This window comes from Nocardiopsis sp. NPDC006139 (assembly GCF_040614155.1).
Classification (GTDB): domain Bacteria; phylum Actinomycetota; class Actinomycetes; order Streptosporangiales; family Streptosporangiaceae; genus Nocardiopsis; species Nocardiopsis changdeensis.
Genome location: NZ_JBEXTT010000010.1, coordinates 124897 through 149153 on the forward strand (window position 1 = coordinate 124897; position 24257 = coordinate 149153).

The following is a 24257-nucleotide window of genomic DNA, read 5'->3' on the forward strand; positions in this document are numbered from 1 at the left end:
GACGAAGGTCAGTACTGCTCCGTCTCGACGAAGGACTCGCCCTCGTCGTCATCGGAGCCGAAGGAGTCGGCCGCGGTGCCGGGGTCGAATCCGGGCGGGGAGTCCTTCAGCGACAGGCCCATGTCGACGAGCTTCTGCTTCACCTCGTCGATGGACTTGGCACCGAAGTTGCGGATGTCCAACAGGTCCTGCTCGGAGCGGGCAACCAGCTCACCGACGCTGTGGATGCCCTCACGCTTGAGGCAGTTGTAGGACCGGACCGTGAGGTTGAGGTCCTCGATCGGCAGCGCCAGGTCGGCCGCCAGGGCGGCGTCCGTCGGCGACGGGCCCATGTCGATGCCCTCGGCGTCGACGTTGAGCTCGCGGGCCAGACCGAACAGCTCCACCAGCGTCTTACCGGCGCTCGCCACGGCGTCACGGGGACGGATGGCGGGCTTGGTCTCGATGTCGACGATCAGGCGGTCGAAGTCGGTGCGCTGCTCGACTCGGGTGGCCTCGACCTTGTAGGTCACACGCAGGACCGGCGAGTAGATGGAGTCGATCGGGATCCGACCGATCTCCTGCCCGGCCTGCTTGTTCTGCGTCGCCGAGACGTAGCCGCGGCCGCGCTCGACCGTCAGCTCCATCTCCAGCTTGCCCTTGCCGTTGAGCGTGGCGATGTGCAGGTCGGGGTTGTGCACCTCGACACCGGCCGGCGGAGCGATGTCCGCGGCGGTCACCACACCCGGGCCCTGCTTGCGCAGGTACATCAGCACCGGCTCGTCGTGCTCGGAGCTGACGACCAGGCCCTTGAGGTTGAGGATCATCTCCGTGACGTCCTCCTTGACACCGGGCACGGTGGTGAACTCGTGCTCGACGCCCTCGATCCGGATACTGGTGACGGCCGCACCCGGGATGGAGGACAGGAGGGTCCTGCGCAGAGAGTTTCCGATGGTGTAGCCGAAGCCCGGCTCCAGCGGCTCGATGACGAACTTCGAGCGCAGGTCCGAGAGCGGCTCCTCGGTCAGCGTGGGACGCTGTGCGATCAGCATGGTCCGTGTTTCCCTTCCACATGGCCGCCCGCTATTTGACGGCCACCGACGGGCACCGGCGAGGTGCCCGCATTCCCACTCGGATTCCTACCCGTCCCGCGCGGTCCCGGAGCGTCTCCGGGGCCGGCGCGGGTTCAAGCGCGGCGGGGCGCCCGCGTGGATAGGACCGCGGGCGCCACGGCCGGGATCAGACCCGGCGGCGCTTGGGCGGACGGCAGCCGTTGTGCGGCACCGGGGTGACGTCCTGGATCGAGCCGACCTCCAGCCCGGTCGCCTGCAGCGAGCGGATGGCGGTCTCGCGGCCCGAGCCCGGCCCCTTCACGAAGACGTCCACCTTGCGGACGCCGTGCTCCTGCGCGCGGCGGGCGGCGGCCTCGGCGGCCATCTGCGCGGCGTAGGGGGTCGACTTGCGCGAACCCTTGAAGCCCACCTGGCCGGAGCTGGCCCACGAGATCACGGCACCGGTCGGGTCCGTGATGCTCACGATCGTGTTGTTGAACGTGCTCTTGATGTGAGCGTGTCCGTGGACAATGTTCTTCTTTTCCTTGCGGCGCACCTTGCGCGCGGCACCCTGACGGCCCTTAGGCGGCATGAGCGAAACTCCCAGAGATCATCGGTCCGTTGTTGTCTCGGACGCGGTCGAAAGGTCCGAGCGGACTACTTCTTACCGGCCTTCTTCTTACCGGCCACGGTCTTCTTCTTGCCCTTGCGGGTGCGCGCGTTGGTCTGGGTGCGCTGGCCGCGGACCGGGAGGCCACGGCGGTGGCGGATGCCCTGGTAGCTGCCGATCTCCATCTTGCGACGGATGTCGGCCTGCACCTCGCGGCGCAGGTCACCCTCGACCTGGTAGTTCGCGCCGATCCACTCGCGCAGCTTGACCAGGTCCTCTTCGGACAGCTGGTACACGCGGGTGTTGCCGTCGACACCGGTTTCCTTCAGGGTCTCGAGCGCGCGGGTGCGGCCGATCCCGAAGATGTACGTGAGAGCGATCTCCACCCGCTTGTCGCGGGGAAGGTCGACGCCTTCAATACGTGCCATGTGGGCGAAACTCCATCCATGCCTTCGCGGAGGTCTGACCCGCTCCACCCTCTCGTCGCCCAATCGACGAGGCCCCGGCCTCCGACCGGGGGTTCTCCCCGGGCCGGCCGCGTCGCGCGGCGCCCGGAGATCGGAACAGGTTGTTCGTTGTGTGATGCGGTCCCGCACCGGGGGCACTCCCCCGATCGGGTCCTGCGGCGTGAAGCCGCGGCCGGCGGGCCGGGGTGGTTAACCCTGGCGCTGCTTGTGCCGCGGGTCCGCGCAGATGACCATGATCCGACGGTTGCGACGGATCACGCGGCACTTCGCGCAGATCTTCTTGACGCTCGGCTTGACCTTCATGGTGACTCCGAACTCGGAGCCGTCCCGGCCGTGGGGCCCGGACGGTCTACTTGTAGCGGTAAACGATGCGCCCGCGCGTGAGGTCGTACGGGCTCAACTCCACGACGACGCGGTCGTCGGGGAGAATGCGGATGTAGTTCATCCGCATCTTGCCGCTGATGTGGGCAAGGACCTGGTGCCCGTTGTCGAGCTCTACCTTGAACATCGCGTTGGGTAGGGACTCGACAACGGAGCCCTCGATCTCGATGGCGCCGTCTTTCTTGGCCATGTCCTCCACGCCTCGCTCATCAACTGGTCGATCATGACAACCCGACGCGACCCCGGTGTCCCTTCACACGACGCGAAGGCACCGACGACGGGGAGACCCGCGTCGCCGACACCGAGGACACTGGAAGATCGGGCCAACTGCAAGAGCGGTACGTCACTGGAAGGACGTGGTGCGAAGAAGGCAGACTGACCCAACAGCCCGCGTATGGGCAATGACAGTCTATCCCCTCGGGGCAACCACTCCGGACCGCGACCCGTACCGCCCCGGCCACAACGCCGCGGTCGGCCGTTCTCTTCCCGGCCCGTGACCCTTCGGGCCCCGCTCCGCCCCGGCCCGCGCCCGGCGGGCTACTCCCCGATCTCGTCCCGGCGGCCGCGGCCGGTGGCCAGGACGCCGACGGTGACGACGGACATCACGATCCCCCAGGGTCCCAGGACCCACAGGAACCACGGGTAGTCGTAGTCCGTGGTGAGGTAGAGGATGAACCAGATCACGAAGCACAGGACGTTGACCCCGGCGTAGAGCATCCAGGGCACCATCAGCGCCGGGTCGCGCAGGGTCAGGACCGGAGGGGCCGCCCCCTCCTCCCGGCGCGGCGCGGCGCCGCGGACCTCCGCGAGGTCGCGTTCGGGCAGGTCCTGGGTGACCACCTCGAGCTCGTCCACGGTCCGCGCCTTGTAGGCGCGGCCCAGGCGCTCGGTGAACTCCTCGTGGTCCAGCCGCCCCTGCGCGAAGTGCTCCTGGAGGAGCTGCGCGACGCGGTCGCGGTCGGCATCGGACGTACGGGTCGACGGAACCGGGTCGGACACTGCGCGCACCTCGCATCCCGTGAGTGCTGCCGTCCCCCGCGCCGGGCGGCGGGAGCCGGGCCCGGCCTACCAGGCGGGCTGGACGAATCCCATTCGAGAGATCTTATCCCGGTCCGACTCGCGGGCGGTGAGCACGAGCGGGCCGTCCGCGGTGATCGCGACCGAGTGCTCGAAGTGCGCGGCGCGTCTGCCGTCCCGGGTCACCACCGTCCAGCCGTCGTCCAGCTGGAGGACGTCGTGGCGGCCCAGGGTGGTCATCGGCTCGATGGCCAGGCACATGCCCTCGACGAGCTTGAGGCCCTTGCCCCGGCGCCCGTGGTTGAGGACGTGCGGCTCCATGTGCATCTCGGTGCCGATGCCGTGGCCGCCGTACTCGCGGACGTTGCCGTAGCCGCCGTTGGCGGAGATGTAGTGGTCGATCGCGTGGCCGATGTCGCCCAGGCGCTTGCCGGGCCGCAGCTCGGCGATGCCCCGCCACATCGACTCCTCGCAGACCTCCATCATCCGCAGGTCCTCGGGGCGGGCCTCGCCGACCGCGACGGTGATCGCCGAGTCGCCGTGCCAGCCCTCCAGGACGGCCCCGCAGTCGATGGAGATGATGTCTCCCTCGGCCAGCACCCGGTCGGCGCCGGGGATGCCGTGGACGACCTCTTCGTTGACGGACGCGCAGATGGAGCCGGGGAACCCGTGGTAGCCCTTGAACGAGGGGGTCGCGCCGGCGTCGCGGATGACCTTCTCCGCCAGCGCGTCCAGTTCGAGGGTGGACACTCCGGGCCGCACCGCGGCCCGGAGTGTGTCCAGGGCGCGGGCCACGACCCGGCCCGCCGCCCTCATCAGGGCGATCTGCTCCGGCGTCTTGATCTGCACGCCGTTCGCCTTGCCGAACATCAGGACCCGGCCCCGGCCTTGCCCTCGATGGCGGCCATGGCCCGGCCGGTCACCTCGGCCACGGGACCCGTGGCCGCGATGGTGGCCAGCAGGCCCTCCTTCTCGTAGTACTCCACGAGCGGGGCGGTCTGCTCCCGGTAGACCTTCAGCCGGTGGCGGATGGTCTCCTCGCGGTCGTCCTCGCGCTGGTACAGCTCGGCACCGTCGTCGTCACAGCGCCCCTCGGTCTCGGGGGCGTCGTACTCGACGTGGTAGACCCGGCCGCACTGCGGACAGGAGCGGCGGCCCGAGAGCCGGCGCACGACCTCGTCCTCGTCGACCCTCAGTTCCAGGACGACGTCGAGCCGGGTGTCGAGGTCGCGGAGCATGCCCTTGAGCGTCTCCGCCTGGGGGACGTTGCGGGGGAACCCGTCGAGCAGGAAGCCCCCGGCCGCGTCGTCCTGGGCGAGCCGGTCCTTGACCATGGCGTTGGTGACCTCGTCGGGGACGAGGTCACCCCGGTCCATGTACTCCTTGGCCTTCTTACCGAGTTCCGTGCCACCGCTGACGTTGGCCCGGAAGATGTCGCCTGTGGACACCTTCGGGATCGACAGCTCGGCCGCGAGGATCTGGGCCTGGGTGCCCTTGCCGGCCCCAGGCGGCCCCACCAATACAGCACGCATTTATCGCAGAAAACCTTCGTAGTTCCTCTGCTGGAGGTGACTCTCGATCTGCTTCACCGTGTCCAGCCCGACACCGACCATGATCAGGATGCTCGTACCGCCGAACGGGAAGTTGGCGCTGGCGGCGCCGGTGGCGCCCAGGGCGACCATCGGCAGCAGAGCGATCACACCCAGGTACAGAGAGCCGGGAGTCGTCAGCCGGGTGAGCACGAAGTCGAGATACTCGGCGGTCGGACGCCCTGGTCGGATACCCGGGATGAAACCACCGTACTTCTTCATGTTGTCGGCGACCTCAGTGGGGTTGAAGGTAATCGCGACGTAGAAGAACGCGAAACCGACGATCATCACGAAGAAGGTCACCATGTACACGGGGTGTGTACCGGTGAGGAAGTACGTGGAGATGAAGTTCACCACGCGGTTGTCCGAGTCCTGGCCCAGGAGGCCGACCAGGAGCTGCGGGAGGTACAGCAGCGAGGAGGCGAAGATCACGGGGATGATGCCCGCCTGGTTCACCTTGAGGGGGATGTAGGTCGAGCTGCCCCCGTACATCCGGCGGCCCACCATGCGCTTGGCGTACTGGACCGGGATGCGGCGCTGGGCCTGCTCCATGAACACCACGGCCGCGATCAGGGCCAGGCCCGCGATGCAGATGACCGTGAAGATCCAGACCGAGCGCTCCTGGTAGAGGCTCATGATCGAGGCGGGGAACATCGCGACGACCTGGGTGAAGATCAGCAGCGACATACCGTTGCCCACGCCGCGCTCGGTGATGAGCTCGCCGAACCACATGATGATGCAGGTACCGGCGGTCATCACGAAGACGATGGTCACCAGGGTGAGGATGTCCTGGTTGGGCATGTAGGAGCTGACCGGGATGGCCCCCTGGAACAGGGCGCCCGTCCGGGCCATGGCGACGATGCTGGTGGCCTGCAGGACCGCGAGCATCAGCGTCAGGTAGCGGGTGTACTGGGTGATCTTGCTCTGCCCGGCCTGGCCCTCCTTCTTGAGGGCCTCCAGGCGGGGGATGACCACCGTCAGCAGGTTGATGATGATGCTCGCGGTGATGTAGGGCATCACACCGAGCGCGAACACCGCCAGTTGCAGGAGGGCGCCACCACTGAACAGGTTGACGAGCGCGTACACACCGGACTGGTCGCCCGCCGTGATGATCTCCATCTGGTCGCGGATCGCGGCCGAGTCGATACCCGGCGCGGGGATCACCGAACCCAGACGGAACAGCGTCAGGATGAACAGTGTGAACAGCAACTTGTTACGCAGGTCGGGCGTGCGGAATGCACGAACGAACGCACCTAGCACGTCTCCTCCTGCGCGGCTTCGGCGGCGGAACGGATTCCAGACATCGCGGCCGATCCTGAATCGTCGTTGAACGGCAGCCCCGGGCGGTGGCCCGGTGCTCGGAAGTACTCACACTACGTCAAGCGGTGAGGTCAAACAGATGGCACTGTAACAGCCATCACCGTGCTGTTGAGTTCGCGAGTCATAACGATCAACACTCACAAGCACGCGGGGCGCCCGCCGGCCCGATCGTTCTCCGACCGGCCCGGGCGGGCGCCCCAGTGTGCGCATGCGGGGTTGACCCCTACAGCTCGGTGACGGTGCCACCGGCCGCGGTGATCTTCTCCTTCGCCGAGGCGGAGAACGCGTCAGCGCTCACCTGCACGGCGACGGTGATCTCACCGGTGCCCAGCACCTTGACGAGCTCGTTCTTGCGAACGGCGCCCTTGGCCACCAGCGTGGCCACGGTGACCTCGCCGCCCTCCGGGAACAGCTCGCTCAGCTTGTCCAGGTTGACGACCTGGTAGGTCTTCTTGAACCTGGCGTTGCTGAAGCCCTTGAGCTTGGGCACCCGGCGGATGAGGGGCATCTGCCCGCCCTCGAAGCCGGGGCGGACGGTGTTACGAGCCTTGGTGCCCTTGGTGCCGCGACCGGCGGTCTTGCCCTTGGACGCCTCGCCGCGACCCTTGCGGATCTTGGCCTTGTTGGCGCCCGGGGCGGGCCGCAGGTGGTGCAGCTTGAGCAGCTCGTCGGGGTTGTAGTCGCTCATTCCGCGACCTCCTCGACAGTGACCAGGTGCGAGACGATCATGAGCTGGCCGCGCACCTCGGGACGGTCCTCACGGACGGTGGACTTGCCGATCCGGCCCAGGCCCAGCGACTGCAGAGCAGCGTGCTGCTTCTTCTTGCCGCCGATCTTGGAACGGGTCTGCGTGATCTTGAGCTTGGCCATGGTCAGGCTCCTGCCTTCGCCTCAGCACGAGCGCGCAGCATGGCGGCCGGGGCGACGTCCTCGATCGGCAGGCCACGGCGGGCGGCGATCTCCTCGGGCTGGTTGAGCCCCTTGAGCGCGGCGACCGTGGCGTGCACGATGTTCAGCGGGTTGGACGACCCGAGCGACTTGCTCAGGATGTCGTGGATGCCGGCGCACTCCAGGACGGCGCGCACGGGGCCGCCGGCGATGACACCGGTACCCGGGGCGGCCGGACGGAGCAGGACGACGCCGGCGGCGGCCTCACCCTGGACCCGGTGCGTGATCGTGCCCTGGATGCGGGGGACGCGGAAGAAGTTCTTCTTCGCCTCCTCGACACCCTTGGCGATCGCGGCCGGGACCTCCTTGGCCTTGCCGTAACCCACACCGACCATGCCGTTGCCGTCGCCGACGACGACCAGGGCGGTGAAGGAGAAGCGACGGCCGCCCTTGACGACCTTCGCGACCCGGTTGATGGTCACGACCTTCTCGATGTAGGAGACACCCTTGTCTGCGGCGCCGCCGCGGCGATCGTCACGGCGATCACGCCGCTCGCCACCGGCGCCGCGCCGCGGTGCTGCAGCCATCAGTGGTTCCTCTTCTCGTGGTTGTTCTCAGCCTTTACAGAGGTCATACGCCTAGAACTCCAGCCCGCCCTCGCGCGCCGCGTCGGCGAGCTTGGCGATCCGGCCGGCGTACTGGAACCCGCCGCGGTCGAAGACCACGGTGGTGACGCCGGCGGCCTTCGCACGCTCCGCGATGAGGCGGCCGACCTGCGCGGACTTGTCCGACTTGGTGCCCTCGAAGGAGCGCAGGTCCGTCTCGACGCTGGAGGCCGCGACCAGGGTGTGACCCTTGGTGTCGTCGATGACCTGGGCGACGATGTGCTTGGAGGAGCGGAACACGGCCAGGCGCGGACGCTCGGCGGTGCCGAAGATCTTCTTGCGGACGCGGAACTGGCGGCGCGCACGCGAGGTCGCGCGCTTGGCGGTCCGCTTGCGGGCCACGGTGATACCCATGCCTACTTACCAGCCTTTCCGGCCTTGCGGCGGATGTGCTCACCCTGGTACCGCACGCCCTTGGCCTTGTACGGGTCGGGCTTGCGCAGACTGCGGATGTTCGCCGCGACCTGACCCACGAGCTGCTTGTCGATGCCCTCCACGTGGAGGAGCGTGGGCTTCTCGACGCGGAAGGTGATGCCCTCCGGGGGCTCCACCACGACCGGGTGGCTGTAGCCCAGCGAGAACTCCAGGTTGGAGCCGCGGGCCTGGACGCGGTAACCGACGCCGTGGATCTCCAGGGTCTTGGCGTACCCCTTGGAGACACCCTCGACCAGGTTCGCCAGCAGCGCACGGGTCAGCCCGTGCAGCGAGCGGTTCTCCGGCTTGTCGTCCGGGCGGGACACCGTGACGACGCCTTCGGCGTCCTTCGCGACGGTGATCGGCTCGGCGACGGTGTGCTTGAGTTCGCCCTTCGGCCCCTTGACAGTGACGTCTTGCCCGTTAATCGTGACTTCGACGCCCTTGGGGGCCGAGATCGGCAGTCGACCGATACGCGACATGCTTCAATCTCTCCCTGGTTACCAGACGTAGGCGAGGACTTCGCCGCCAACGCCGTTCTTCTTGGCCTGCTTGTCGGTCATCAGGCCGCCGGACGTCGAAATGATCGCCACGCCGAGGCCCCCGAGGACCCGGGGCAGGTTCTCCTTCTTGGCGTACACCCGCAGACCGGGCTTGGAGACCCGTCGGATGCCCGCGATCGAACGCTCCCGGGTGGGGCCGTACTTCAGGTCCAGGACGAGGTTCTTGCCCACCTGGGCGTCCTCGCTCCGCCAGCCCTGAATGAAGCCCTCCTGCTGGAGGATCTCGGCGATGTGCGCCTTGATCTTGGAATACGGCATGGCCACGGTGTCGTGGTAAGCCGAATTCGCGTTACGCAGACGCGTCAACATGTCTGCGATCGGGTCGGTCATTGTCATGGCCGACTGGCCCTTCCTCACCGCGGTTTCCGTGTGCGGGTCTTTCCAGAACCCGTTCCCCGCGTGAACCCGCGGGGACGCACGACCGGACCTTCGGCGTGGTCGTGGGCACCGCCGTCCCTCCCGGGACTGCCGTGCCCTGATTGGTTGAGATCATGCCGTTCCGCCCGTGAGGGGGCGGACACTTTGTGAGACGCCGTGCGGCGCCTCGGTGGGGCCGAGCTCCGCGCACACCATCCGAGGGGGACGGGCGCGGGTCGGCCCCGCCGGGGACTACCAGCTCGACTTGGTGATACCGGGCAGCTCGCCCCGGTGGGCCATCTCGCGGAAGCAGATACGGCACAGGCCGAACTTCCGGAAGACGGCGCGCGGGCGACCGCACCGCGAGCATCGAGTATACGCGCGAACGCCGAACTTCGGCTTCCGCTGCGACTTGGCGATCAGAGCCTTCTTAGCCATCTGTGCTTACCCCTCAGGCTTCCTTGAACGGGAAACCGAGCCGCTTGAGCAGGCTGCGGCCCTGGTCGTCGTTGATCGCGCTGGTGACGACGGTGATGTCCATCCCACGCACGCGGTCGACCTTGTCCGGGTCCACCTCGTGGAACATGACCTGCTCGGTCAGACCGAAGGTGTAGTTGCCGTTCCCGTCGAACTGCTTGGGGGAAAGGCCGCGGAAGTCCCGGATCCGGGGCAGCGCCAGGGAGAGCAGCCGGTCGAGGAACTCCCACATCCGGTCGCCGCGCAGCGTGACGCTGGCGCCGATCGGCTGGCCCTCGCGCAGCTTGAACTGCGCGATGGAGTTCTTCGCCCGGTTGATCCGCGGCTTCTGCCCGGTGATCGCCGACAGGTCGGCGATCGCGCCCTGGATGAGCTTGGCGTCACGCGCCGCCTCGCCGACACCCATGTTGACCACGATCTTCGTCAGACCGGGGACCTGCATGATGTTGGTGATGCCGTGCTCGTCCTTGAGGGCCGGAACGATCTCGTTCCGGTACTTCTCCTTGAGCCGCGGCATCGGCGGGGCCGTGATGTCGTTGGTAACCGTCATCAGATGTCCTTACCGGTGCGGCGGGAGACCCGAACCTTGGTTCCGTCTTCCTCGAAGCGGTAGCCCACCCGGGCGGCCTTGCCGTCTTCCACGAGCGCGACGTTGCTCACGTGGATCGGGGCCTCCTTGGTGACGACCTCGCCCTGCTGGCCGCCCGCCGGGTTGGCCTTCCTGTGCTTCTTGACCAGGTTGACGCCCTCGACGACGACACGGTCCTCCTTGGGCAGGGCCTTGACGACCTTGCCCGTGGCACCCTTGTCCTTGCCGGCGATGACGATGACCTCGTCGCCAGATTTGATCTTCATCGCCTACAGCACCTCCGGCGCAAGCGAAATGATGCGCATGTACTTCTTGTCCCGCAGCTCGCGGCCCACCGGGCCGAAGATACGGGTGCCTCGCGGGTCCCCACCGTCCTTGATGAGCACGGCAGCGTTCTCATCGAAGCGGATGTAGGAGCCGTCGGGCCGGCGGCGCTCCTTGACGGTGCGCACGACAACGGCCTTGACGACGTCGCCCTTCTTGACTCCAGCGCCAGGCAGGGCGTCCTTCACCGTGGCGACGATCGTGTCGCCGATCCCGGCGTAGCGCCGACCCGAGCCACCGAGAACACGGATGGTGAGAATCTCCTTCGCACCCGTGTTGTCGGCGACCTTGAGTCGCGACTCCTGCTGAATCACGTCTGCTCCTGATGTGATGCGTGCGGTCCACTGCCGCACGGCTAGGTGGTCTGCACCCCTCGCGCCGGCGGCCGACAACGGGTGTCGGCCGCCGACAGGCTGGGGTTACTTAGCCTTCTCCAGGATCTCCACGACGCGCCAACGCTTCGTCGCAGAGAGCGGCCGCGTCTCCATGACCCGGACGCGGTCGCCGACGCCGCAGGAGTTCGCCTCGTCGTGCGCCTTGTACTTGGTCGTACGGCGGATGACCTTGCCGTAAAGGGCGTGCTTCACACGGTCCTCGACCTCGACGACGACGGTCTTGTCCATCTTGTCGCTGACGACGTAGCCCTCGCGCACCTTGCGGTAGCTGCGAGCCTCGGTCTGGTTCTCACTCATTCGGCTGCTTCCTTCGACTCCTGCGCCGACTCACCAGACAGCGGGGCGATACCCAGCTCGTGCTCGCGCAGGATCGTGTAGATCCGCGCGATCTCGCGCTTGACGGTGCGCAGTCGGCTGTGGTTGTCGAGCTGACCGGTCGCGGCCTGGAAGCGGAGGTTGAAGAGCTCGGCCTTGGCTTCCTTCAGCTTCTCGGCCAGGTCCTCGACGGACTGGTCGCGGAGCTCCTGGGCAGTCACGGACTTGGCCATCACTCCCCCTCCCGCTTAACGAACTTGCACTTCATCGGGAGCTTGTGCATGGCACGGCGCATCGCCTCCTTGGCGATGTCCTCGGGCACGCCCGACAGCTCGAACATCACACGACCGGGCTTGACCGGCGCGACCCACCACTCCGGGGAACCCTTACCGGAACCCATGCGGACCTCGGCGGGCTTCTTCGTCAGCGGGCGGTCCGGGAAGATGTTGATCCAGACCTTGCCGCCACGCTTGATGTGACGCGTCATGGCGATACGAGCGGACTCGATCTGCCGGTTGGTCACGTAAGCCGACTCCAGAGCCTGGATGCCGAACTCACCGAAGTTGACGGTCGTGCCGCCCTTGGCCTTGCCGCGCAGGTCCGGGTGGTGCTGCTTGCGGTACTTGACCTTACGAGGAATAAGCACTGGTCAGCTCCCCTCGGACTGAGCGGACTCGGCCGGGGCCTTGGCCTCGGCGTTCTGCGGCTGACCGCCACCGGCGGCACCGCCGCGACGGCGGCGCTGCGGGCGCTCGCGGCGCTGACCGCCGCCGCCACCGCCACCGCCGGCGGAGCGCTGCGCGGCCTGGGCCGCCTCGCGCTCGGCGCGGGTGGCCGGAGCGTCACCCTTGTAGATCCAGACCTTCACACCGATGCGGCCGAAGGTCGTACGGGCCTCGAAGAAGCCGTAGTCGATGTCGGCGCGCAGGGTGTGCAGCGGCACGCGGCCCTCGCGGTAGAACTCCGAGCGGGACATCTCGGCCCCGCCCAGACGGCCACCGCACTGGATCCGGATGCCCTTGGCACCGGACTTGATCGCGCTCTGCATGGCCTTGCGCATCGCGCGGCGGAAGGCCACGCGGCTGCTCAGCTGCTCGGCGACGCCCTGGGCGACCAGCTGCGCGTCGATCTCCGGGTTCTTGACCTCGAAGACGTTCAGCTGGACCTGCTTGGAGGTCAGCTTCTCGAGGTCGGTCCGGATGCGGTCGGCCTCCACGCCGCGGCGGCCGATGACGATGCCCGGCCGGGCGGTGTAGACGTCGACGCGGACGCGGTCGCGGGTGCGCTCGATCTCGACCTTGGAGATGCCGGCGCGCTCCATGCCGCGGGTCAGCATGCGGCGGATCGCGACGTCTTCCTTGACGTAGTCCTTGTAGGACTTGTCGGCGTACCAGCGGCTCTTGAAGTCGGTGGTGACGCCGAGGCGGAACCCGTGCGGGTTAACCTTCTGCCCCACTATCGGGTCCTTTCCTTGGTCTTGGACGAGGCGCCCGAGCGCTCGGCGACGACCACGGTGATGTGGCTCGTACGCTTCGTGACTCGGAAGGCCCGGCCGAAGCCACGGGGTCGAATGCGCTTCAGGGTCGGACCCTCGTCCACCCAGGCGCCCTCGACGACCAGCGACTCGCGGTCCAGCTTGTCGTTGTGCTCAGCGTTGGCGATGGCACTGGCCAGTACCTTGCCAACAGGCTCGCTCGCCGACTGGGGCGCGAACCGGAGCACCGCCTGTGCCTCGTCAGCGGGCAACCCGCGAATAAGGTCCACCACCCGGCGGGCCTTTCGGGGCGTAACACGGACGAACCGTGCCTGTGCCCTCGTTCCCATCGCTTTTCCCTCGCTCACGGAAATTCATCTCCACTCACCGTGGAGAACGTGGTTCTTACTGCCTGTTGCAACCGACTAACGGCGGCTACGGCGGTCTTCCTTGACGTGGCTGCGGAAAGTACGCGTGGGAGCGAACTCGCCGAGCTTGTGGCCGACCATGGACTCGGACACGAACACGGGGACGTGCTTGCGACCGTCGTGGACGGCGATGGTGTGGCCGATCATCTCGGGGATGATCATGGACCGACGGGACCACGTCTTGATGACGTTCTTGGTGTTGGCCTCGTTCTGCGACTCCACCTTCTTGAGAAGGTGGTCGTCGACGAACGGGCCCTTCTTCAGGCTACGTGGCATCAGACGTGCTCCTTACCGCTTCTTCTTGCCGCTGCGCCGACGCCGAACGATCAGCTTGTCGCTGGCCTTGTTCTTGGCCCGGGTCCGGCCTTCCTTCTTGCCCCACGGGCTGACCGGGTGGCGACCACCGGAGGTCTTGCCCTCACCACCACCGTGCGGGTGGTCGACGGGGTTCATGACCACACCGCGGACGGTCGGGCGCTTGCCCTTCCACCGCGAGCGGCCGGCCTTGCCCCAGTTGATGTTGGACTGCTCGGCGTTGCCCACCTGGCCGACGGTCGCGCGGCAGGAGATCTCGACCATGCGCATCTCGCCGGAGGGCATACGCAGCGTGGCGTAGCGCCCCTCCTTGGCCAGGAGCTGGATCTGAGTACCCGCGGAGCGGCCCAGCTTGGCCCCGCCACCCGGCTTCAGCTCGACCGCGTGCACGAACGTACCCGTGGGGATGTTGCGCAGCGGGAGGCAGTTGCCCGGCTTGATGTCGGACTGCGGGCCGTTCTCGACGCGGTCGCCCTGCTTGAGGCCGGCGGGCGCGAGAATGTAGCGCTTCTCACCGTCCACGTAGTGGAGGAGGGCGATGCGCGCGGTGCGGTTCGGGTCGTACTCGATGTGAGCGACCTTGGCCGGCACGCCGTCCTTGTCGTGACGACGGAAGTCGATCACGCGGTAGGCGCGCTTGTGGCCGCCACCCTGGTGACGGGCGGTGATCCGGCCGTGGCCGTTGCGACCGCCCTTGGAGTGGAGCGGACGGACCAGGGACTTCTCCGGCTCCGAGCGCGTGATCTCGACGAAGTCGCTCACGCTGGAACCGCGACGACCCGGCGTCGTCGGCTTGTACTTACGAATGCCCATCTTCTTCGTGCATTCCTTTACGTGTTACTGGTGTGGAGCGGTCAGGCGGGGACTGCTAGCGACCGAAGATGTCGATCTGCTGGCCGTCCGCGACACTGACGATCGCGCGCTTGGTGTCCGGGCGCTTGCCGTACCCGAAGCGGGTCCGCTTGCGCTTGCCCTTGCGGTTGATCGTGTTCACCGCGGTGACCTCGACGTCGAAGATCTGCTTGATGGCGATCTTGATCTGGGTCTTGTTGGCGTCCGGGTGAACGATGAACGTGTACTTGTTCTCGTCCATGAGCCCGTAGCTCTTCTCCGAGATCACCGGCTCGATGATGATGTCCCGCGGGTCGGGGATCCTCACTGGTCGTCCTCCTCGGACTGAGCAGCGGCCTTGGCGGCGCCGGAGGCGTGAGCCAGGAACTCGGCGTAGCCCGCCTCGGTGAACACGATGTCGTCCGCGTAGAGGACGTCGTAGGTGTTCACCTGGTCGGCGTCGAGGATGTGCACCTCTTCGAGGTTGCGCAGAGCACGGCGGTTGTGCTCGTCCTCGCGGGCCAGGACGACCAGGACCTTGTCGGACTCGGTCACCTGGCGCAGCGCCTTGAGGGCGGTCTGCGTGAGCTTCGCGTCGGCGTCCTCGGCCACGAAGTGGCTGATGACGTGGATGCGGCCGTGGCGCGCCCGGTCGGAGAGGGCACCGCGCAGGGCGGCGGCCTTCATCTTCTTCGGGGTGCGCTGGCTGTAGTCGCGGGGCTGGGGCCCGTGGACCGTGCCACCGCCGGTGTACTGCGGAGCGCGGATGGAGCCCTGGCGGGCGCGACCCGTGCCCTTCTGGCGGTACGGCTTCTTACCACCGCCGCGGACGTCGCCGCGGGTCTTGGTCGCGTGGGTGCCCTGGCGGCCGGCGGCCAGCTGGGCGTTCACGACCTGGTGGATCAGCGGGATGCTGACCTGCTGGGCGAAGACGCTCTCCGGCAGCTCGACGCTGCCCTTGGCGCCGCCCTCGGGGTTCTTGACCTCGATCTGGGCCATGGCTTACTTGTCCCCCTTCACAGCGGTGCGGACGAGCACCAGACCGCCGTTGGGACCGGGAACAGCACCCTTGACCAGGATGAGGCCCTTCTCCGCGTCCACGGAGTGAACGGTCAGGTTCTGGACGGTCTTGCGCACGTTGCCCATGCGCCCGGCCATCCGCATGCCCTTGAAAACGCGGCCGGGCGTGGCGCAGCCGCCGATGGAACCGGGCGAGCGGTGCTTGCGCTGCGTGCCGTGCGAGGCGGAGAGACCACGGAAGCCGTGGCGCTTCATCACACCGGCGAAGCCCTTGCCCTTGCTCTTGCCCGAGACGTCGACCTTCTGGCCGCTCTCGAAGACGTCCGCGGTGACCTCCTGGCCGAGCGTGTACTCGGAGGCGTCGTCCGTGCGGACCTCGACGTAGTGGCGGCGCGGGGTCAGGTCGTTCTTGCGCAGGTAGTCGCCGAGCGGCTTGTTGACCTTGCGCGGGTTGATCTGCCCGAAACCGATCTGAATGGCGGAGTAGCCGTCGGTGTCCGGGGTCCGGATCCGGCTCACGACGCACGGACCGGCCTTCAGAACCGTCACGGGCACCATCTTGCCCGCGTCGTCGAAGACCTGGGTCATGCCGAGCTTTTCGCCCAGAACTCCCTTGATCTGCTTGGTGGCCATGTCTGTGCGTCCTTAAAGCTTGATCTCGATGTCAACGCCGGCCGGGAGGTCGAGACGCATGAGCGAGTCGACCGTCTTCGGCGTGGGGTCGATGATGTCGATCAGCCGCTTGTGGGTGCGCATCTCGAAGTGCTCGCGCGAGTCCTTGTACTTGTGCGGCGATCGGATGACGCAGTAAACGTTCTTCTCCGTCGGCAGCGGCACCGGGCCCGCGACCTGTGCGCCAGTTCGCGTCACAGTCTCGACGATCTTCTTCGCCGAGCTGTCGATGACCTCGTGGTCATAGGCCTTTAGCCGAATGCGGATCTTCTGTCCCGCCATGTGGCCTGTTCGTCCTTCGCTTCAGTGTCCGTAACGGTGTCCGGTCACAGACGCCCAGGCCAGGCGGAATCCGCCTACAGCCGTGAGCCCCTATTCCCTTGAGAAACCGCAACAGGGCTTGCCCCTGCGGTGCGTCACCGTCACAGAGCCCGATGACGTCTTTTCGTTGTGCCGGGCGGGCCGCCGTGAGGGCGGCCCGCCCGGCACGTCGGGGCGGCTCCGTGGGGAGCCACCCCGGCGTGTGCTACTTGATGATCTTCGTGACGCGACCGGCGCCCACGGTCCGGCCACCCTCGCGGATGGCGAACTTCAGGCCCTCTTCCATCGCGACCGGCTGGATCAGCTGGACGGTCATCTCGGTGTTGTCACCGGGCATGACCATCTCGGTGCCCTCCGGCAGCGTCACGACGCCGGTGACGTCGGTGGTGCGGAAGTAGAACTGCGGGCGGTAGTTGTTGAAGAACGGCGTGTGGCGGCCACCCTCGTCCTTGGACAGGATGACGACCTGGGCCTCGAACTCGGTGTGCGGGGTGGTCGTGCCCGGCTTGATGACGACCTGGCCGCGCTCGACGTCCTCGCGCTTGATGCCGCGCAGGAGCAGACCGACGTTGTCGCCGGCCTGGCCCTGGTCGAGCAGCTTGCGGAACATCTCGACACCGGTGACCGTGGTGGTCTGCTTCTCGTCCTTGATACCGACGATGTCGACGGTCTCGTTGACGTTCACGATGCCGCGCTCGATGCGGCCGGTGACGACGGTGCCGCGACCGGTGATCGAGAAGACGTCCTCGATCGGCATCAGGAACGGCTTGTCGGTGTCACGCTCGGGCTCGGGGATGTACTGGTCCACGGTGCCCATGAGCTCCAGGACGGACTTGCCCCACTCGGCGTCGCCCTCGAGGGCCTTCAGCGCGGAGACCTTGGTGACGGGGATGTCGTCGCCCGGGAACTCGTACTCGCTGAGCAGCTCGCGGACCTCGAGCTCGACGAGCTCGAAGATCTCCTCGTCGTCCACCATGTCGGCCTTGTTCAGGGCCACCACGATGTAGGGCACGCCGACCTGGCGGGCCAGGAGCACGTGCTCCTTGGTCTGCGGCATCGGGCCGTCGGTGGCGGCCACGACCAGGATCGCGCCGTCCATCTGGGCGGCACCGGTGATCATGTTCTTCACGTAGTCCGCGTGACCCGGGCAGTCGACGTGGGCGTAGTGACGCGCCTCGGTCTGGTACTCGACGTGGGCGACGGAGATGGTGATACCGCGCTCGCGCTCCTCGGGAGCGTTGTCGATGTCCTCGAACGGGGTGAAGGGGTTGATCTCCGGGTACGCGTCGTGCAGCACCTTGGTGATGGCCGCGGTCAGCGTGGTCTTGCCGTGGTCGATGTGACCGATGGTGCCGATGTTGACGTGCGGCTTAGTCCGCTCGAACTTTTCCTTCGCCACTGGATGTCTCCTAGACGTACAGAGCTATCTGGTATCCGGGCCCGCCCCGAGGGGCGGGACCGGATTGGTTACGTGTTCGCGACTACTCGCCGCGAACCTTCGCCACAATTTCTTGGGCGACAGCGGACGGAACCTCCGCGTAGGAGTCGAACACCATCGAGTAGTTGGCTCGACCCTGCGTACGGCTGCGCAGGTCACCCACGTAGCCGAACATCTCGGAAAGGGGCACGAGGGCCTTGACGAGACGGACGCCGGAACGCTCGTCCATGGACTGGATCTGCCCACGGCGGGAGTTCAGGTCGCCGATCACGTCACCCATGTACTCCTCAGGGGTGGTGACCTCGACCGCCATGACCGGCTCCAGGAGAGTCGGCTTGGCCAGCTTGACGGCCTCCTTGAAGGCCATCGAACCGGCGGTCTTGAAGGCCATCTCGGAGGAGTCGACCTCGTGGTACTGACCGTCGGTCAGCGTCACCTTCACGCCGACCAGCGGGTAGTGGGCGAGGACGCCCAGCTCCGCGGCCTCCTGGCAGCCGGCGTCGACCGACGGGATGTACTCGCGCGGGATGCGGCCACCCGTGACGGCGTTGACGAACTCGTAGCCGCTGGTGTCGCCGCTCTCCGACTCGAGGGGCTCGATGTCGATCTTGACCTTGGCGAACTGGCCCGAACCACCCGTCTGCTTCTTGTGGGTGTAGACGTGGCCTTCGACCTTCTTGCGAATGGTCTCGCGGTAGGCCACCTGGGGCTTACCGATGTTCGCCTCGACCTTGAACTCGTCGCGCATGCGGTTGACGAGGACCTCGAGGTGCAGCTCGCCCATACCGGAGATGACGGTCTGGCCGGTCTGGTCGTCGGTGGCGACCTGGAAGGAGGGGTCCTCCTCCGCGAGGCGCTGGATCGCGATGCCCAGCTTCTCCTGGTCGCTCTTCGTCTTCGGCTCGATGGCCACCTCGATGACCGGGGCCGGGAAGGTCATGGACTCCAGGACGATGGCGTTCTGCGGGTCGCAGAGCGTCTCACCCGTGGTGGTGTCCTTCAGACCCATGACGGCGACGATGTCGCCGGCGCCGACCTCGGAGATCTCCTCACGCTTGTTCGAGTGCATGCGGTAGATCTTGCCGATGCGCTCCTTGCGGCCCTTGACGCTGTTGAGCACCTGGGTACCGGTCTGGAGAACGCCCGAGTAGACGCGCAGGTAGGTCAGCTTGCCGAGGTGCGGGTCGCTCATGATCTTGAAGACCAGGGCGGCCAGCGGCTCGTCGTTGCTGGGCTTGCGCGAGAGCTTGGTCTCCTCGCTCTCGTCCTTGGGGTCGTGGCCCTCGATGGCCTCGATGTCCAGGGGCGAGGGAAGGTAGGCCACGACCGCGTCGAGCAGGGGCTGGACGCCCTTGTTCTTGAACGCGGTGCCGCAGACGACCGGGATCGCCGTGCCGGCGATGGTGGCGCGGCGGATCGCCGGGACCAGCTGCTCCAGGGTGGGCTCCTGCCCCTCCAGGTACAGCTCCATGATCTCGTCGTCGGCCTCGGCCAGCGTCTCGAGGAACTGGTCGCGAGCCTCACGCGCGGCGTCGGCGTGGGTGTCCGGGATCTCGATCGTGTCGTACATCTCGCCCAGGGCGGCCTCGTCGTTCCAGACGTAGGCCTTCATCTTCACGAGGTCGATGACACCCTTGAAGTCGCCCTCGGCGCCGATGGGCAGCTGGATCGGCATCGCGTTGGCGCCCAGGCGCTCGCGGAACATGTCCACGCAGCGCTGGAACTCCGCACCGATCTTGTCCATCTTGTTGACGAAACAGATACGCGGCACGCCGTAGCGGTCAGCCTGACGCCAGACCTGCTCCGACTGGGGCTCGACGCCTTCCTTGGCGTCGAAGACCGCGACAGCACCGTCGAGAACACGCAGCGAACGCTCGACCTCGACCGTGAAGTCGACGTGGCCGGGCGTGTCGATGATGTTGATGGTGTGGTCGTCCCAGTGGGTGGTGGTAGCAGCCGAGGTAATGGTGATACCCCGCTCCTGCTCCTCCTTCATCCAGTCCATGGTGGCGGCGCCGTCATGGACCTCACCCACCTTGTGGGTCACACCGGTGTAGTAGAGGATCCGCTCAGTGGTGGTGGTCTTGCCCGCGTCGATGTGGGCCATGATCCCGATGTTGCGGACCCTGCCCAGGTCAAGCGCAGTCTTAACAGCCATGAGGCTCGTCTTCCCTCGGTTTATTGCTGTACAACCGCGGGGTTACCAGCGGTAGTGGGCGAAGGCCTTGTTCGACTCGGCCATCTTGTGCGTGTCTTCACGCTTCTTGACGGCCGCGCCGAGACCGTTGCTGGCGTCGACCAGCTCGTTCATCAGACGCTCGGTCATGGTCTTCTCACGGCGCTGACGCGAGAAGGAGACCAGCCAGCGCAGGGCCAGCGTGGTGGACCGGGAGGCGCGGACCTCGACCGGCACCTGGTAGGTCGCGCCACCGACACGGCGGCTGCGGACCTCCAGCGCGGGCTTGACGTTGTCCAGCGCCCGCTTGAGGACGACCAGCGGGTCCTGGCCGGTCTTCTCGCGGGCACCCTCCAGGGCGTCGTAGACGACGCGCTGGGCGATGGAGCGCTTGCCGTCGAGCAGCACCTTGTTGATCAGTGCGGTGACGAGCGGCGAACCGTAGACCGGGTCGGTGATGAGCTGGCGCTTCGGCGCCGGGCCCTTGCGCGGCATTCTTACTTCTCCTTCTTGGCGCCGTAACGGCTACGCGCCTGCTTGCGGTTACGGACACCCTGGGTGTCGAGCGAACCGCGGACGATTCGGTAGCGGACACCCGGCAGGTCCTTCACACGACCACCGCGCACCAGCACGATGCTGTGCTCCTGGAGGTTGTGACCGATACCGGGGATGTAGGCCGTGACCTCGATCCCGCTGCTCAGCTTCACGCGAGCGACCTTGCGCAGGGCGGAGTTCGGCTTCTTCGGCGTGGTGGTGTAAACGCGCGTGCACACACCACGACGCTGCGGACTCCCCTTCAGCGCCGGGGTCTTGTTCTTTGCGACCTTGTCCTGTCGGCCCTTGCGGACCAGCTGCTGGATGGTGGGCACCGCGTCTCCGTCTTCCTCGTGACCTACGCCGGTTCTCGTAGCCGTATCGCTATTGACCTGCTGGATTTCCCGAACCTCCCCGACCCACGCTGTCGGGCGTGTCGCGCTCGTTCGGACGCACGACGCACACCCTGAAAAGGGGCCGATTTTCACGGGAGGGGGTTCACGTGCGCTGCGCGCCGCAGGCCCTCGAAGACCGGGGCGCCGCACACACACGTGTGACCCGTCGACTCACGGGCACAATCACACAGGCTACCGTCTACCCTCTAGGCGGTCAAAACGGTGTGCGACATGGCGAGGACAGCGGAACCGGTCCTCACGTAGCCGTGGGTCGCCACCAGTCTACGCCGTCCCGGCGTTGCTTCGCCCCGGTTTTCCACCGGAGCCGGGTATAGCAGCGGCCGCTCCCCTCCGACCATTGTCACAGGGAGCGGCCGCCGTCTCTACAGGAGCAGCCAGACCGCGACGGAGATCACGGTGACCAGGATGCCGATCACCGCGAAAACGGTGCCGCCGGTGATGAGGCCGAGCCCGTCCAGCTGTCCGTTGGAGGCCCGGATCGCCCGCTTGGCCTTGGGTCCGGTGACCAGCAGGGCGAGCAGGGCGGTGACGAGGCCGACACCGGGGATCAGCGAGGCGACGCCCAGCCACATGGTGAGGACCGCCCCCCGCTCGGTGTCGGCGAGGAAGTCGACGCTGTCGTAGCCGGGGTAGGGGTCGCCGGCCTCGCCGCCGAGCGGACGGTCCTCGAAGCCGGGGAACTCCTCGGCGATGGGGTCCTTTTTCCGCTTCTTCGCCTTGGGCTTGACCGGCATGCCGTAGTCGGCGGGGGTGAAGCCGTCGTCGTACTCGGGATCCTCCTCCGGGGCGTCCGCCACCGGCGCGATCATCTGCGTGGCCTCGGGCTCCTCGGCCCGGGCGCGGGACTGCATGTCGGCAATCGCCGCCAGCGGGTCCTCCTCCGGCCCGGCCTCCTCGCGCCGCCGCCGCTCGGCCTCGCGCACCACGTCGGGCAGCCGCGGGTCGTCCCGGTCGAACGCCCAGGTGTTGCCGGAGGCGCCGGGCGCCTCGCCCTCCCAGGCGTCGGGCTCGGGCACGTCGGTCCAGGGCGCTGAGGTGCGCTCCTCCCGGGAGTCGGGCACCCGCACGGGGCCGGGGTCGCCGTCGGCGTTCCGGCTCCACCCCCAGGGGTCCTCCTCCCCGGGGGCCGCGTCCCCGTCGCGGAGCGGGTCGCCGCCCCAGCCGGTCCCGCGGTCGTCGCTCAGCGGATCGGCCTGCGGCCCCCAGGAGGAGCCGCGGTCGTCGGCACCGCGCGAGCCGTAGGAGTCGTCCGTCAGCGGGTCGATCCCGCCGCCCCGGGCGGACGCGCGCTCGCCCAGGGGGTCCGCGTCGGCGTCCCACGGCCCGCGCTCACCGAGCGGGTCCGCGCCGCCGTTGCGGCCGTCCGCGTCCCACGAGGTGTTCGGGTACCCCGTGGAGCCGCCGAGGCCGTCGTCCCCGTCGGGCTCCCAGGCCGGGGTGCGGCCGCCGTCCAGGTCGGGGTCCGCCTCCCAGGGGGCGTCCCCGCGCCCGATGGCGGGGCCGCGCAGGTCATCGTCCACACCCGCGGAGTCGCCGTCCCAGGGAGCGCGCTCACCACGCAGGTCCGCGCCACCGCTGCGGCCGTCCGCATCCCAGGAAGTGTTCGGGTACCCGGCGGACTCACGGAGGTCGGTGTCCCAGGTGGAACCGTCCCCGCGCAGGCCGGCGCCGCCGCGGTCTCCGTCCAGGTCGGGGTCCGCCTCCCAGGGGGCGTCCCCGCGCCCGGCGGCGGGACCGCGCAGGTCATCGTCCACACCCGCGGAGTCGCCGTCCCAGGGAGCGCGCTCACCACGCAGGTCCGCGCCACCGCTACGGCCGTCCGCATCCCAAGCAGCGGTGCGGCCGCCGTCCAGGGCGGGATCCGCCTCCCAGGAGGCGTCCTCACGCCCGGCGGCGGGACCGCGCAGGTCGTCCACAGGAGCGTCGGCGCCCCAGGGAGCGCGCTCACCGCGAAGGTCCGCGCCGCCGTTGCGGCCGTCCGCGTCCCAAGAAGTGTTCGGGTACCCGGCGGAGCCGCCGAGGCCGTCGTCCCCGTCGGCGTCCCAGGGGGCGCGCTCACCACGCAGGTCCGTGTCACCGCTACGGCCGTCCGCATCCCAAGCAGCGGTGCGGCCGCCGTCCAGGGCGGGATCCGCCTCCCAGGAGGCGTCCTCACGCCCGGCGGCGGGACCGCGCAGGTCATCGTCCACACCCGCGGAGTCGGCATCCCAGGGAGCGCGCTCACCACGCAGGTCCGCGCCACCGCTACGGCCGTCCGCGTCCCAGGAGGTGTTCGGGTATGCGGCGGGCTCACGGGGATCGGTGTCCCCGGCGGGCTCCCAGGCCGGGGTGCGGCCGCCGTCCAGGTCGGGATCCGCCTCCCAGGGGGCGCTCCCGCGCCCGGGGGCGACGGGGTCGCGCAGATCGTCGGCCGGAGCGTCGGCACCCCACGGCGCACGCTCACCGCCGAGGTCCGTACCGCCGCGGCCGTCCGAGTCCCACGCGGTGTTCGGGTACCCGGCGGACTCACGGAGGCCGTCGGCCTCCTCGGCGCCCCGAGGGGCGCGGTCATCGGCGTCCCAGGCCGGGGCGCGCCCGCCGTCCAGGTCGGGGTCCGCCTCCCAGGGGGCGCTCCCGCGCCCGGGGGTGACGGGGTCGCCCAGCCCGCCGCCGGACGCACCGGCGGCGTCCCAGGGGGCGCGCGTGTCGAGCGGGTCGGCGGTCCCGTCGCGGCCGTCTGCGCCCCAGGAGGCGTCCACGGCGGCGGGGCCGCGGAGATCGGCGTCCCCGGCCGTCGCGGCGCCGTCCGCGTCCCAGGGGGCGCGCTCGCCGCCCCGGTCCCCGGTCCCGGGGGCCGAGGGGGCGCCACCGGAGTCGGGGGTGTCGGTCCACACGGGACCGGAGTCCGGGCGCAGGACCGGGATCTCCTGGGTCTTCGGTTCGGTGTCCTCCCCCGGGATACGGGTGAGCGGCCGGTAGGCCGCGTCCCCCGCGCCCGGGTAGGACAGGGGGTTGGGCGGTTCCGCGGGAGGCCCGCCCAGTGCCTCCGGGTACGGGTCCGCCAGGGCGGGGCGCGACGAGCTCAGGCCCGCGTACCCCCCGCTGTCCGGGAAGACCGTGTCCCTCTGCTGCTGTTCCTGTCCCTCGAGCGGGTCCTGGTAGTCCGACTGCTTGAGGTGGCGGTCCTCACTCGGCTTGAACCACGAAGCGCCACCGCCGGAATCCCGTCCGCCCCCGTTATCAGTCATGCC

General features: G+C 68.2%; 35 protein-coding genes. All 35 read right to left on the bottom strand.

Features of this window, described 5'->3' with window-relative positions:
- Positions 1-8: 8 nt before the first annotated feature.
- The 35 genes from ABZ249_RS15535 to ABZ249_RS15705 all read right to left on the bottom strand — a co-directional run bounded on the left by ABZ249_RS15535 (position 9) and on the right by ABZ249_RS15705 (position 24254).
- The gene (locus tag ABZ249_RS15535) at positions 9-1031 is read right to left on the bottom strand and encodes a DNA-directed RNA polymerase subunit alpha (protein WP_220563380.1); all 1023 of its coding nucleotides are present in this window, start codon (positions 1029-1031) and stop codon (positions 9-11) included.
- 187 nt (positions 1032-1218) lie between these two features.
- Positions 1219-1623 (bottom strand): 30S ribosomal protein S11, encoded by a 405-nt coding sequence (gene rpsK, locus ABZ249_RS15540; RefSeq protein WP_013156138.1) that lies wholly within the window; start codon positions 1621-1623, stop codon positions 1219-1221.
- Between the two features lie 65 nt (positions 1624-1688).
- Positions 1689-2069: a 30S ribosomal protein S13 gene (gene rpsM / locus ABZ249_RS15545; protein ID WP_220563381.1), complete on the bottom strand. Its 381-nt coding sequence runs from the start codon at positions 2067-2069 to the stop codon at positions 1689-1691.
- 228 nt (positions 2070-2297) lie between these two features.
- Positions 2298-2411 carry a 50S ribosomal protein L36 gene (rpmJ, locus tag ABZ249_RS15550; protein WP_073382354.1) on the bottom strand — a complete coding sequence of 38 codons (114 nt, stop codon included), beginning with the start codon at positions 2409-2411 and terminating at the stop codon, positions 2298-2300.
- A gap of 46 nt (positions 2412-2457) precedes the next feature.
- Positions 2458-2679, bottom strand: coding sequence for a translation initiation factor IF-1 (gene infA, locus ABZ249_RS15555; RefSeq protein ID WP_013156135.1), 222 nt, complete (start codon positions 2677-2679; stop codon positions 2458-2460).
- Between the two features lie 347 nt (positions 2680-3026).
- Positions 3027-3488: a DUF1707 domain-containing protein gene (locus ABZ249_RS15560; RefSeq protein WP_355262706.1), complete on the bottom strand. Its 462-nt coding sequence runs from the start codon at positions 3486-3488 to the stop codon at positions 3027-3029.
- Positions 3489-3554: 66 nt separating this feature from the next.
- The gene (map, locus tag ABZ249_RS15565) at positions 3555-4376 is read right to left on the bottom strand and encodes a type I methionyl aminopeptidase (protein WP_355262709.1); all 822 of its coding nucleotides are present in this window, start codon (positions 4374-4376) and stop codon (positions 3555-3557) included.
- Positions 4376-5038, bottom strand: coding sequence for an adenylate kinase (locus ABZ249_RS15570; protein WP_355262712.1), 663 nt, complete (start codon positions 5036-5038; stop codon positions 4376-4378). Before ABZ249_RS15570 ends, map begins: the two co-directional genes overlap by 1 nt.
- Positions 5039-6355, bottom strand: a complete 1317-nt coding sequence (secY, locus tag ABZ249_RS15575; protein ID WP_220563385.1) for a preprotein translocase subunit SecY — start codon at positions 6353-6355, stop codon at positions 5039-5041.
- A gap of 283 nt (positions 6356-6638) precedes the next feature.
- Positions 6639-7103, bottom strand: a complete 465-nt coding sequence (rplO, locus tag ABZ249_RS15580; RefSeq protein WP_220563386.1) for a 50S ribosomal protein L15 — start codon at positions 7101-7103, stop codon at positions 6639-6641.
- Positions 7100-7285, bottom strand: coding sequence for a 50S ribosomal protein L30 (gene rpmD, locus ABZ249_RS15585; protein ID WP_220563387.1), 186 nt, complete (start codon positions 7283-7285; stop codon positions 7100-7102). Before rpmD ends, rplO begins: the two co-directional genes overlap by 4 nt.
- Positions 7286-7287: 2 nt before the next feature.
- A complete protein-coding gene (gene rpsE / locus ABZ249_RS15590) occupies positions 7288-7890 on the bottom strand; it encodes a 30S ribosomal protein S5 (RefSeq protein ID WP_073382340.1) in 603 nt (200 codons plus the stop codon).
- Between the two features lie 51 nt (positions 7891-7941).
- Complete coding sequence (gene rplR, locus ABZ249_RS15595) at positions 7942-8322, bottom strand: 50S ribosomal protein L18 (protein WP_220563388.1); 381 nt, start codon at positions 8320-8322, stop codon at positions 7942-7944.
- A 2-nt stretch (positions 8323-8324) separates the two neighbouring features.
- On the bottom strand, positions 8325-8864 hold the full coding sequence (gene rplF, locus ABZ249_RS15600) for a 50S ribosomal protein L6 (protein WP_220563389.1): 540 nt from the start codon (positions 8862-8864) through the stop codon (positions 8325-8327).
- Between the two features lie 18 nt (positions 8865-8882).
- Positions 8883-9281, bottom strand: a complete 399-nt coding sequence (gene rpsH, locus ABZ249_RS15605) for a 30S ribosomal protein S8 (RefSeq protein ID WP_220563390.1) — start codon at positions 9279-9281, stop codon at positions 8883-8885.
- A 273-nt stretch (positions 9282-9554) separates the two neighbouring features.
- The gene (locus ABZ249_RS15610) at positions 9555-9740 is read right to left on the bottom strand and encodes a type Z 30S ribosomal protein S14 (RefSeq protein WP_073382333.1); all 186 of its coding nucleotides are present in this window, start codon (positions 9738-9740) and stop codon (positions 9555-9557) included.
- 13 nt (positions 9741-9753) lie between these two features.
- A complete protein-coding gene (gene rplE, locus ABZ249_RS15615; RefSeq protein ID WP_220563392.1) occupies positions 9754-10329 on the bottom strand; it encodes a 50S ribosomal protein L5 in 576 nt (191 codons plus the stop codon).
- Entirely contained in the window at positions 10329-10634 is a 306-nt protein-coding gene (gene rplX / locus ABZ249_RS15620; RefSeq protein WP_220563393.1) for a 50S ribosomal protein L24, read from the bottom strand. The genes rplE and rplX overlap by 1 nt, the downstream gene beginning before the upstream one ends.
- A gap of 3 nt (positions 10635-10637) precedes the next feature.
- Positions 10638-11006 carry a 50S ribosomal protein L14 gene (gene rplN, locus ABZ249_RS15625; RefSeq protein ID WP_013156121.1) on the bottom strand — a complete coding sequence of 123 codons (369 nt, stop codon included), beginning with the start codon at positions 11004-11006 and terminating at the stop codon, positions 10638-10640.
- A 105-nt stretch (positions 11007-11111) separates the two neighbouring features.
- Positions 11112-11384, bottom strand: coding sequence for a 30S ribosomal protein S17 (gene rpsQ, locus ABZ249_RS15630; RefSeq protein ID WP_220563394.1), 273 nt, complete (start codon positions 11382-11384; stop codon positions 11112-11114).
- Positions 11381-11635, bottom strand: coding sequence for a 50S ribosomal protein L29 (gene rpmC / locus ABZ249_RS15635; protein ID WP_073382437.1), 255 nt, complete (start codon positions 11633-11635; stop codon positions 11381-11383). Before rpmC ends, rpsQ begins: the two co-directional genes overlap by 4 nt.
- Positions 11635-12048 carry a 50S ribosomal protein L16 gene (rplP, locus tag ABZ249_RS15640; RefSeq protein WP_220563395.1) on the bottom strand — a complete coding sequence of 138 codons (414 nt, stop codon included), beginning with the start codon at positions 12046-12048 and terminating at the stop codon, positions 11635-11637. The genes rpmC and rplP overlap by 1 nt, the downstream gene beginning before the upstream one ends.
- 3 nt (positions 12049-12051) lie before the next feature.
- Entirely contained in the window at positions 12052-12858 is an 807-nt protein-coding gene (rpsC, locus tag ABZ249_RS15645) for a 30S ribosomal protein S3 (RefSeq protein ID WP_220563396.1), read from the bottom strand.
- Complete coding sequence (rplV, locus tag ABZ249_RS15650; protein WP_073382319.1) at positions 12858-13226, bottom strand: 50S ribosomal protein L22; 369 nt, start codon at positions 13224-13226, stop codon at positions 12858-12860. The genes rpsC and rplV overlap by 1 nt, the downstream gene beginning before the upstream one ends.
- Before the next feature lie 75 nt (positions 13227-13301).
- Entirely contained in the window at positions 13302-13580 is a 279-nt protein-coding gene (gene rpsS, locus ABZ249_RS15655; protein ID WP_220563397.1) for a 30S ribosomal protein S19, read from the bottom strand.
- A gap of 12 nt (positions 13581-13592) precedes the next feature.
- The gene (gene rplB, locus ABZ249_RS15660) at positions 13593-14432 is read right to left on the bottom strand and encodes a 50S ribosomal protein L2 (RefSeq protein ID WP_073382314.1); all 840 of its coding nucleotides are present in this window, start codon (positions 14430-14432) and stop codon (positions 13593-13595) included.
- A gap of 55 nt (positions 14433-14487) precedes the next feature.
- Positions 14488-14778: a 50S ribosomal protein L23 gene (gene rplW / locus ABZ249_RS15665; protein WP_355262727.1), complete on the bottom strand. Its 291-nt coding sequence runs from the start codon at positions 14776-14778 to the stop codon at positions 14488-14490.
- A complete protein-coding gene (gene rplD / locus ABZ249_RS15670; protein WP_355262730.1) occupies positions 14775-15449 on the bottom strand; it encodes a 50S ribosomal protein L4 in 675 nt (224 codons plus the stop codon). Before rplD ends, rplW begins: the two co-directional genes overlap by 4 nt.
- Positions 15450-15452: 3 nt before the next feature.
- A complete protein-coding gene (gene rplC / locus ABZ249_RS15675) occupies positions 15453-16103 on the bottom strand; it encodes a 50S ribosomal protein L3 (protein WP_220563400.1) in 651 nt (216 codons plus the stop codon).
- Between the two features lie 12 nt (positions 16104-16115).
- Positions 16116-16424 carry a 30S ribosomal protein S10 gene (gene rpsJ / locus ABZ249_RS15680; RefSeq protein ID WP_014908366.1) on the bottom strand — a complete coding sequence of 103 codons (309 nt, stop codon included), beginning with the start codon at positions 16422-16424 and terminating at the stop codon, positions 16116-16118.
- Between the two features lie 244 nt (positions 16425-16668).
- Positions 16669-17862, bottom strand: coding sequence for an elongation factor Tu (gene tuf, locus ABZ249_RS15685; RefSeq protein WP_355262733.1), 1194 nt, complete (start codon positions 17860-17862; stop codon positions 16669-16671).
- Between the two features lie 82 nt (positions 17863-17944).
- Positions 17945-20059 carry an elongation factor G gene (gene fusA / locus ABZ249_RS15690; protein ID WP_220563402.1) on the bottom strand — a complete coding sequence of 705 codons (2115 nt, stop codon included), beginning with the start codon at positions 20057-20059 and terminating at the stop codon, positions 17945-17947.
- Between the two features lie 42 nt (positions 20060-20101).
- Entirely contained in the window at positions 20102-20572 is a 471-nt protein-coding gene (gene rpsG / locus ABZ249_RS15695; protein ID WP_220563403.1) for a 30S ribosomal protein S7, read from the bottom strand.
- A gap of 2 nt (positions 20573-20574) precedes the next feature.
- Positions 20575-20946 (bottom strand): 30S ribosomal protein S12, encoded by a 372-nt coding sequence (gene rpsL / locus ABZ249_RS15700; RefSeq protein ID WP_017538026.1) that lies wholly within the window; start codon positions 20944-20946, stop codon positions 20575-20577.
- 443 nt (positions 20947-21389) lie between these two features.
- Complete coding sequence (locus ABZ249_RS15705) at positions 21390-24254, bottom strand: hypothetical protein (protein WP_355262738.1); 2865 nt, start codon at positions 24252-24254, stop codon at positions 21390-21392.
- Between the last annotated feature and the right edge of the window lie 3 nt (positions 24255-24257).

Excerpts from the sequence above, each read along its gene's own strand:
- ABZ249_RS15535 (WP_220563380.1), bottom strand. The coding sequence starts at position 1,031 with ATGCTGATCGCACAGCGTCCCACGCTGACCGAGGAGCCGCTCTCGGAC.
- fusA (WP_220563402.1), bottom strand. The coding sequence starts at position 20,059 with ATGGCTGTTAAGACTGCGCTTGACCTGGGCAGGGTCCGCAACATCGGG.
- rpmD (WP_220563387.1), bottom strand. The coding sequence starts at position 7,285 with ATGGCCAAGCTCAAGATCACGCAGACCCGTTCCAAGATCGGCGGCAAG.
- rpsK (WP_013156138.1), bottom strand. The coding sequence starts at position 1,623 with ATGCCGCCTAAGGGCCGTCAGGGTGCCGCGCGCAAGGTGCGCCGCAAG.
- rplD (WP_355262730.1), bottom strand. The coding sequence starts at position 15,449 with ATGGCCCAGATCGAGGTCAAGAACCCCGAGGGCGGCGCCAAGGGCAGC.
- rplR (WP_220563388.1), bottom strand. The coding sequence starts at position 8,322 with ATGGGTATCACCGTGGCCCGCAAGCGGACCGCCAAGCGCGCGACCTCG.
- ABZ249_RS15610 (WP_073382333.1), bottom strand. The coding sequence starts at position 9,740 with ATGGCTAAGAAGGCTCTGATCGCCAAGTCGCAGCGGAAGCCGAAGTTC.
- rpsE (WP_073382340.1), bottom strand. The coding sequence starts at position 7,890 with ATGGCTGCAGCACCGCGGCGCGGCGCCGGTGGCGAGCGGCGTGATCGC.
- rpmJ (WP_073382354.1), bottom strand. The coding sequence starts at position 2,411 with ATGAAGGTCAAGCCGAGCGTCAAGAAGATCTGCGCGAAGTGCCGCGTG.
- rplC (WP_220563400.1), bottom strand. The coding sequence starts at position 16,103 with ATGGCCACCAAGCAGATCAAGGGAGTTCTGGGCGAAAAGCTCGGCATG.
- rpsQ (WP_220563394.1), bottom strand. The coding sequence starts at position 11,384 with ATGAGTGAGAACCAGACCGAGGCTCGCAGCTACCGCAAGGTGCGCGAG.
- rpsG (WP_220563403.1), bottom strand. The coding sequence starts at position 20,572 with ATGCCGCGCAAGGGCCCGGCGCCGAAGCGCCAGCTCATCACCGACCCG.
- rplF (WP_220563389.1), bottom strand. The coding sequence starts at position 8,864 with ATGTCGCGTATCGGTCGACTGCCGATCTCGGCCCCCAAGGGCGTCGAA.
- rplE (WP_220563392.1), bottom strand. The coding sequence starts at position 10,329 with ATGACGGTTACCAACGACATCACGGCCCCGCCGATGCCGCGGCTCAAG.
- rplV (WP_073382319.1), bottom strand. The coding sequence starts at position 13,226 with ATGGGAACGAGGGCACAGGCACGGTTCGTCCGTGTTACGCCCCGAAAG.
- rpsJ (WP_014908366.1), bottom strand. The coding sequence starts at position 16,424 with ATGGCGGGACAGAAGATCCGCATTCGGCTAAAGGCCTATGACCACGAG.
- rpmC (WP_073382437.1), bottom strand. The coding sequence starts at position 11,635 with ATGGCCAAGTCCGTGACTGCCCAGGAGCTCCGCGACCAGTCCGTCGAG.
- rplO (WP_220563386.1), bottom strand. The coding sequence starts at position 7,103 with ATGAGCGACTACAACCCCGACGAGCTGCTCAAGCTGCACCACCTGCGG.
- rpsH (WP_220563390.1), bottom strand. The coding sequence starts at position 9,281 with ATGACAATGACCGACCCGATCGCAGACATGTTGACGCGTCTGCGTAAC.
- rplB (WP_073382314.1), bottom strand. The coding sequence starts at position 14,432 with ATGGGCATTCGTAAGTACAAGCCGACGACGCCGGGTCGTCGCGGTTCC.
- ABZ249_RS15705 (WP_355262738.1), bottom strand. The coding sequence starts at position 24,254 with ATGACTGATAACGGGGGCGGACGGGATTCCGGCGGTGGCGCTTCGTGG.
- rpsM (WP_220563381.1), bottom strand. The coding sequence starts at position 2,069 with ATGGCACGTATTGAAGGCGTCGACCTTCCCCGCGACAAGCGGGTGGAG.
- map (WP_355262709.1), bottom strand. The coding sequence starts at position 4,376 with ATGTTCGGCAAGGCGAACGGCGTGCAGATCAAGACGCCGGAGCAGATC.
- ABZ249_RS15570 (WP_355262712.1), bottom strand. The coding sequence starts at position 5,038 with ATGCGTGCTGTATTGGTGGGGCCGCCTGGGGCCGGCAAGGGCACCCAG.
- rplX (WP_220563393.1), bottom strand. The coding sequence starts at position 10,634 with ATGAAGATCAAATCTGGCGACGAGGTCATCGTCATCGCCGGCAAGGAC.
- infA (WP_013156135.1), bottom strand. The coding sequence starts at position 2,679 with ATGGCCAAGAAAGACGGCGCCATCGAGATCGAGGGCTCCGTTGTCGAG.
- rpsS (WP_220563397.1), bottom strand. The coding sequence starts at position 13,580 with ATGCCACGTAGCCTGAAGAAGGGCCCGTTCGTCGACGACCACCTTCTC.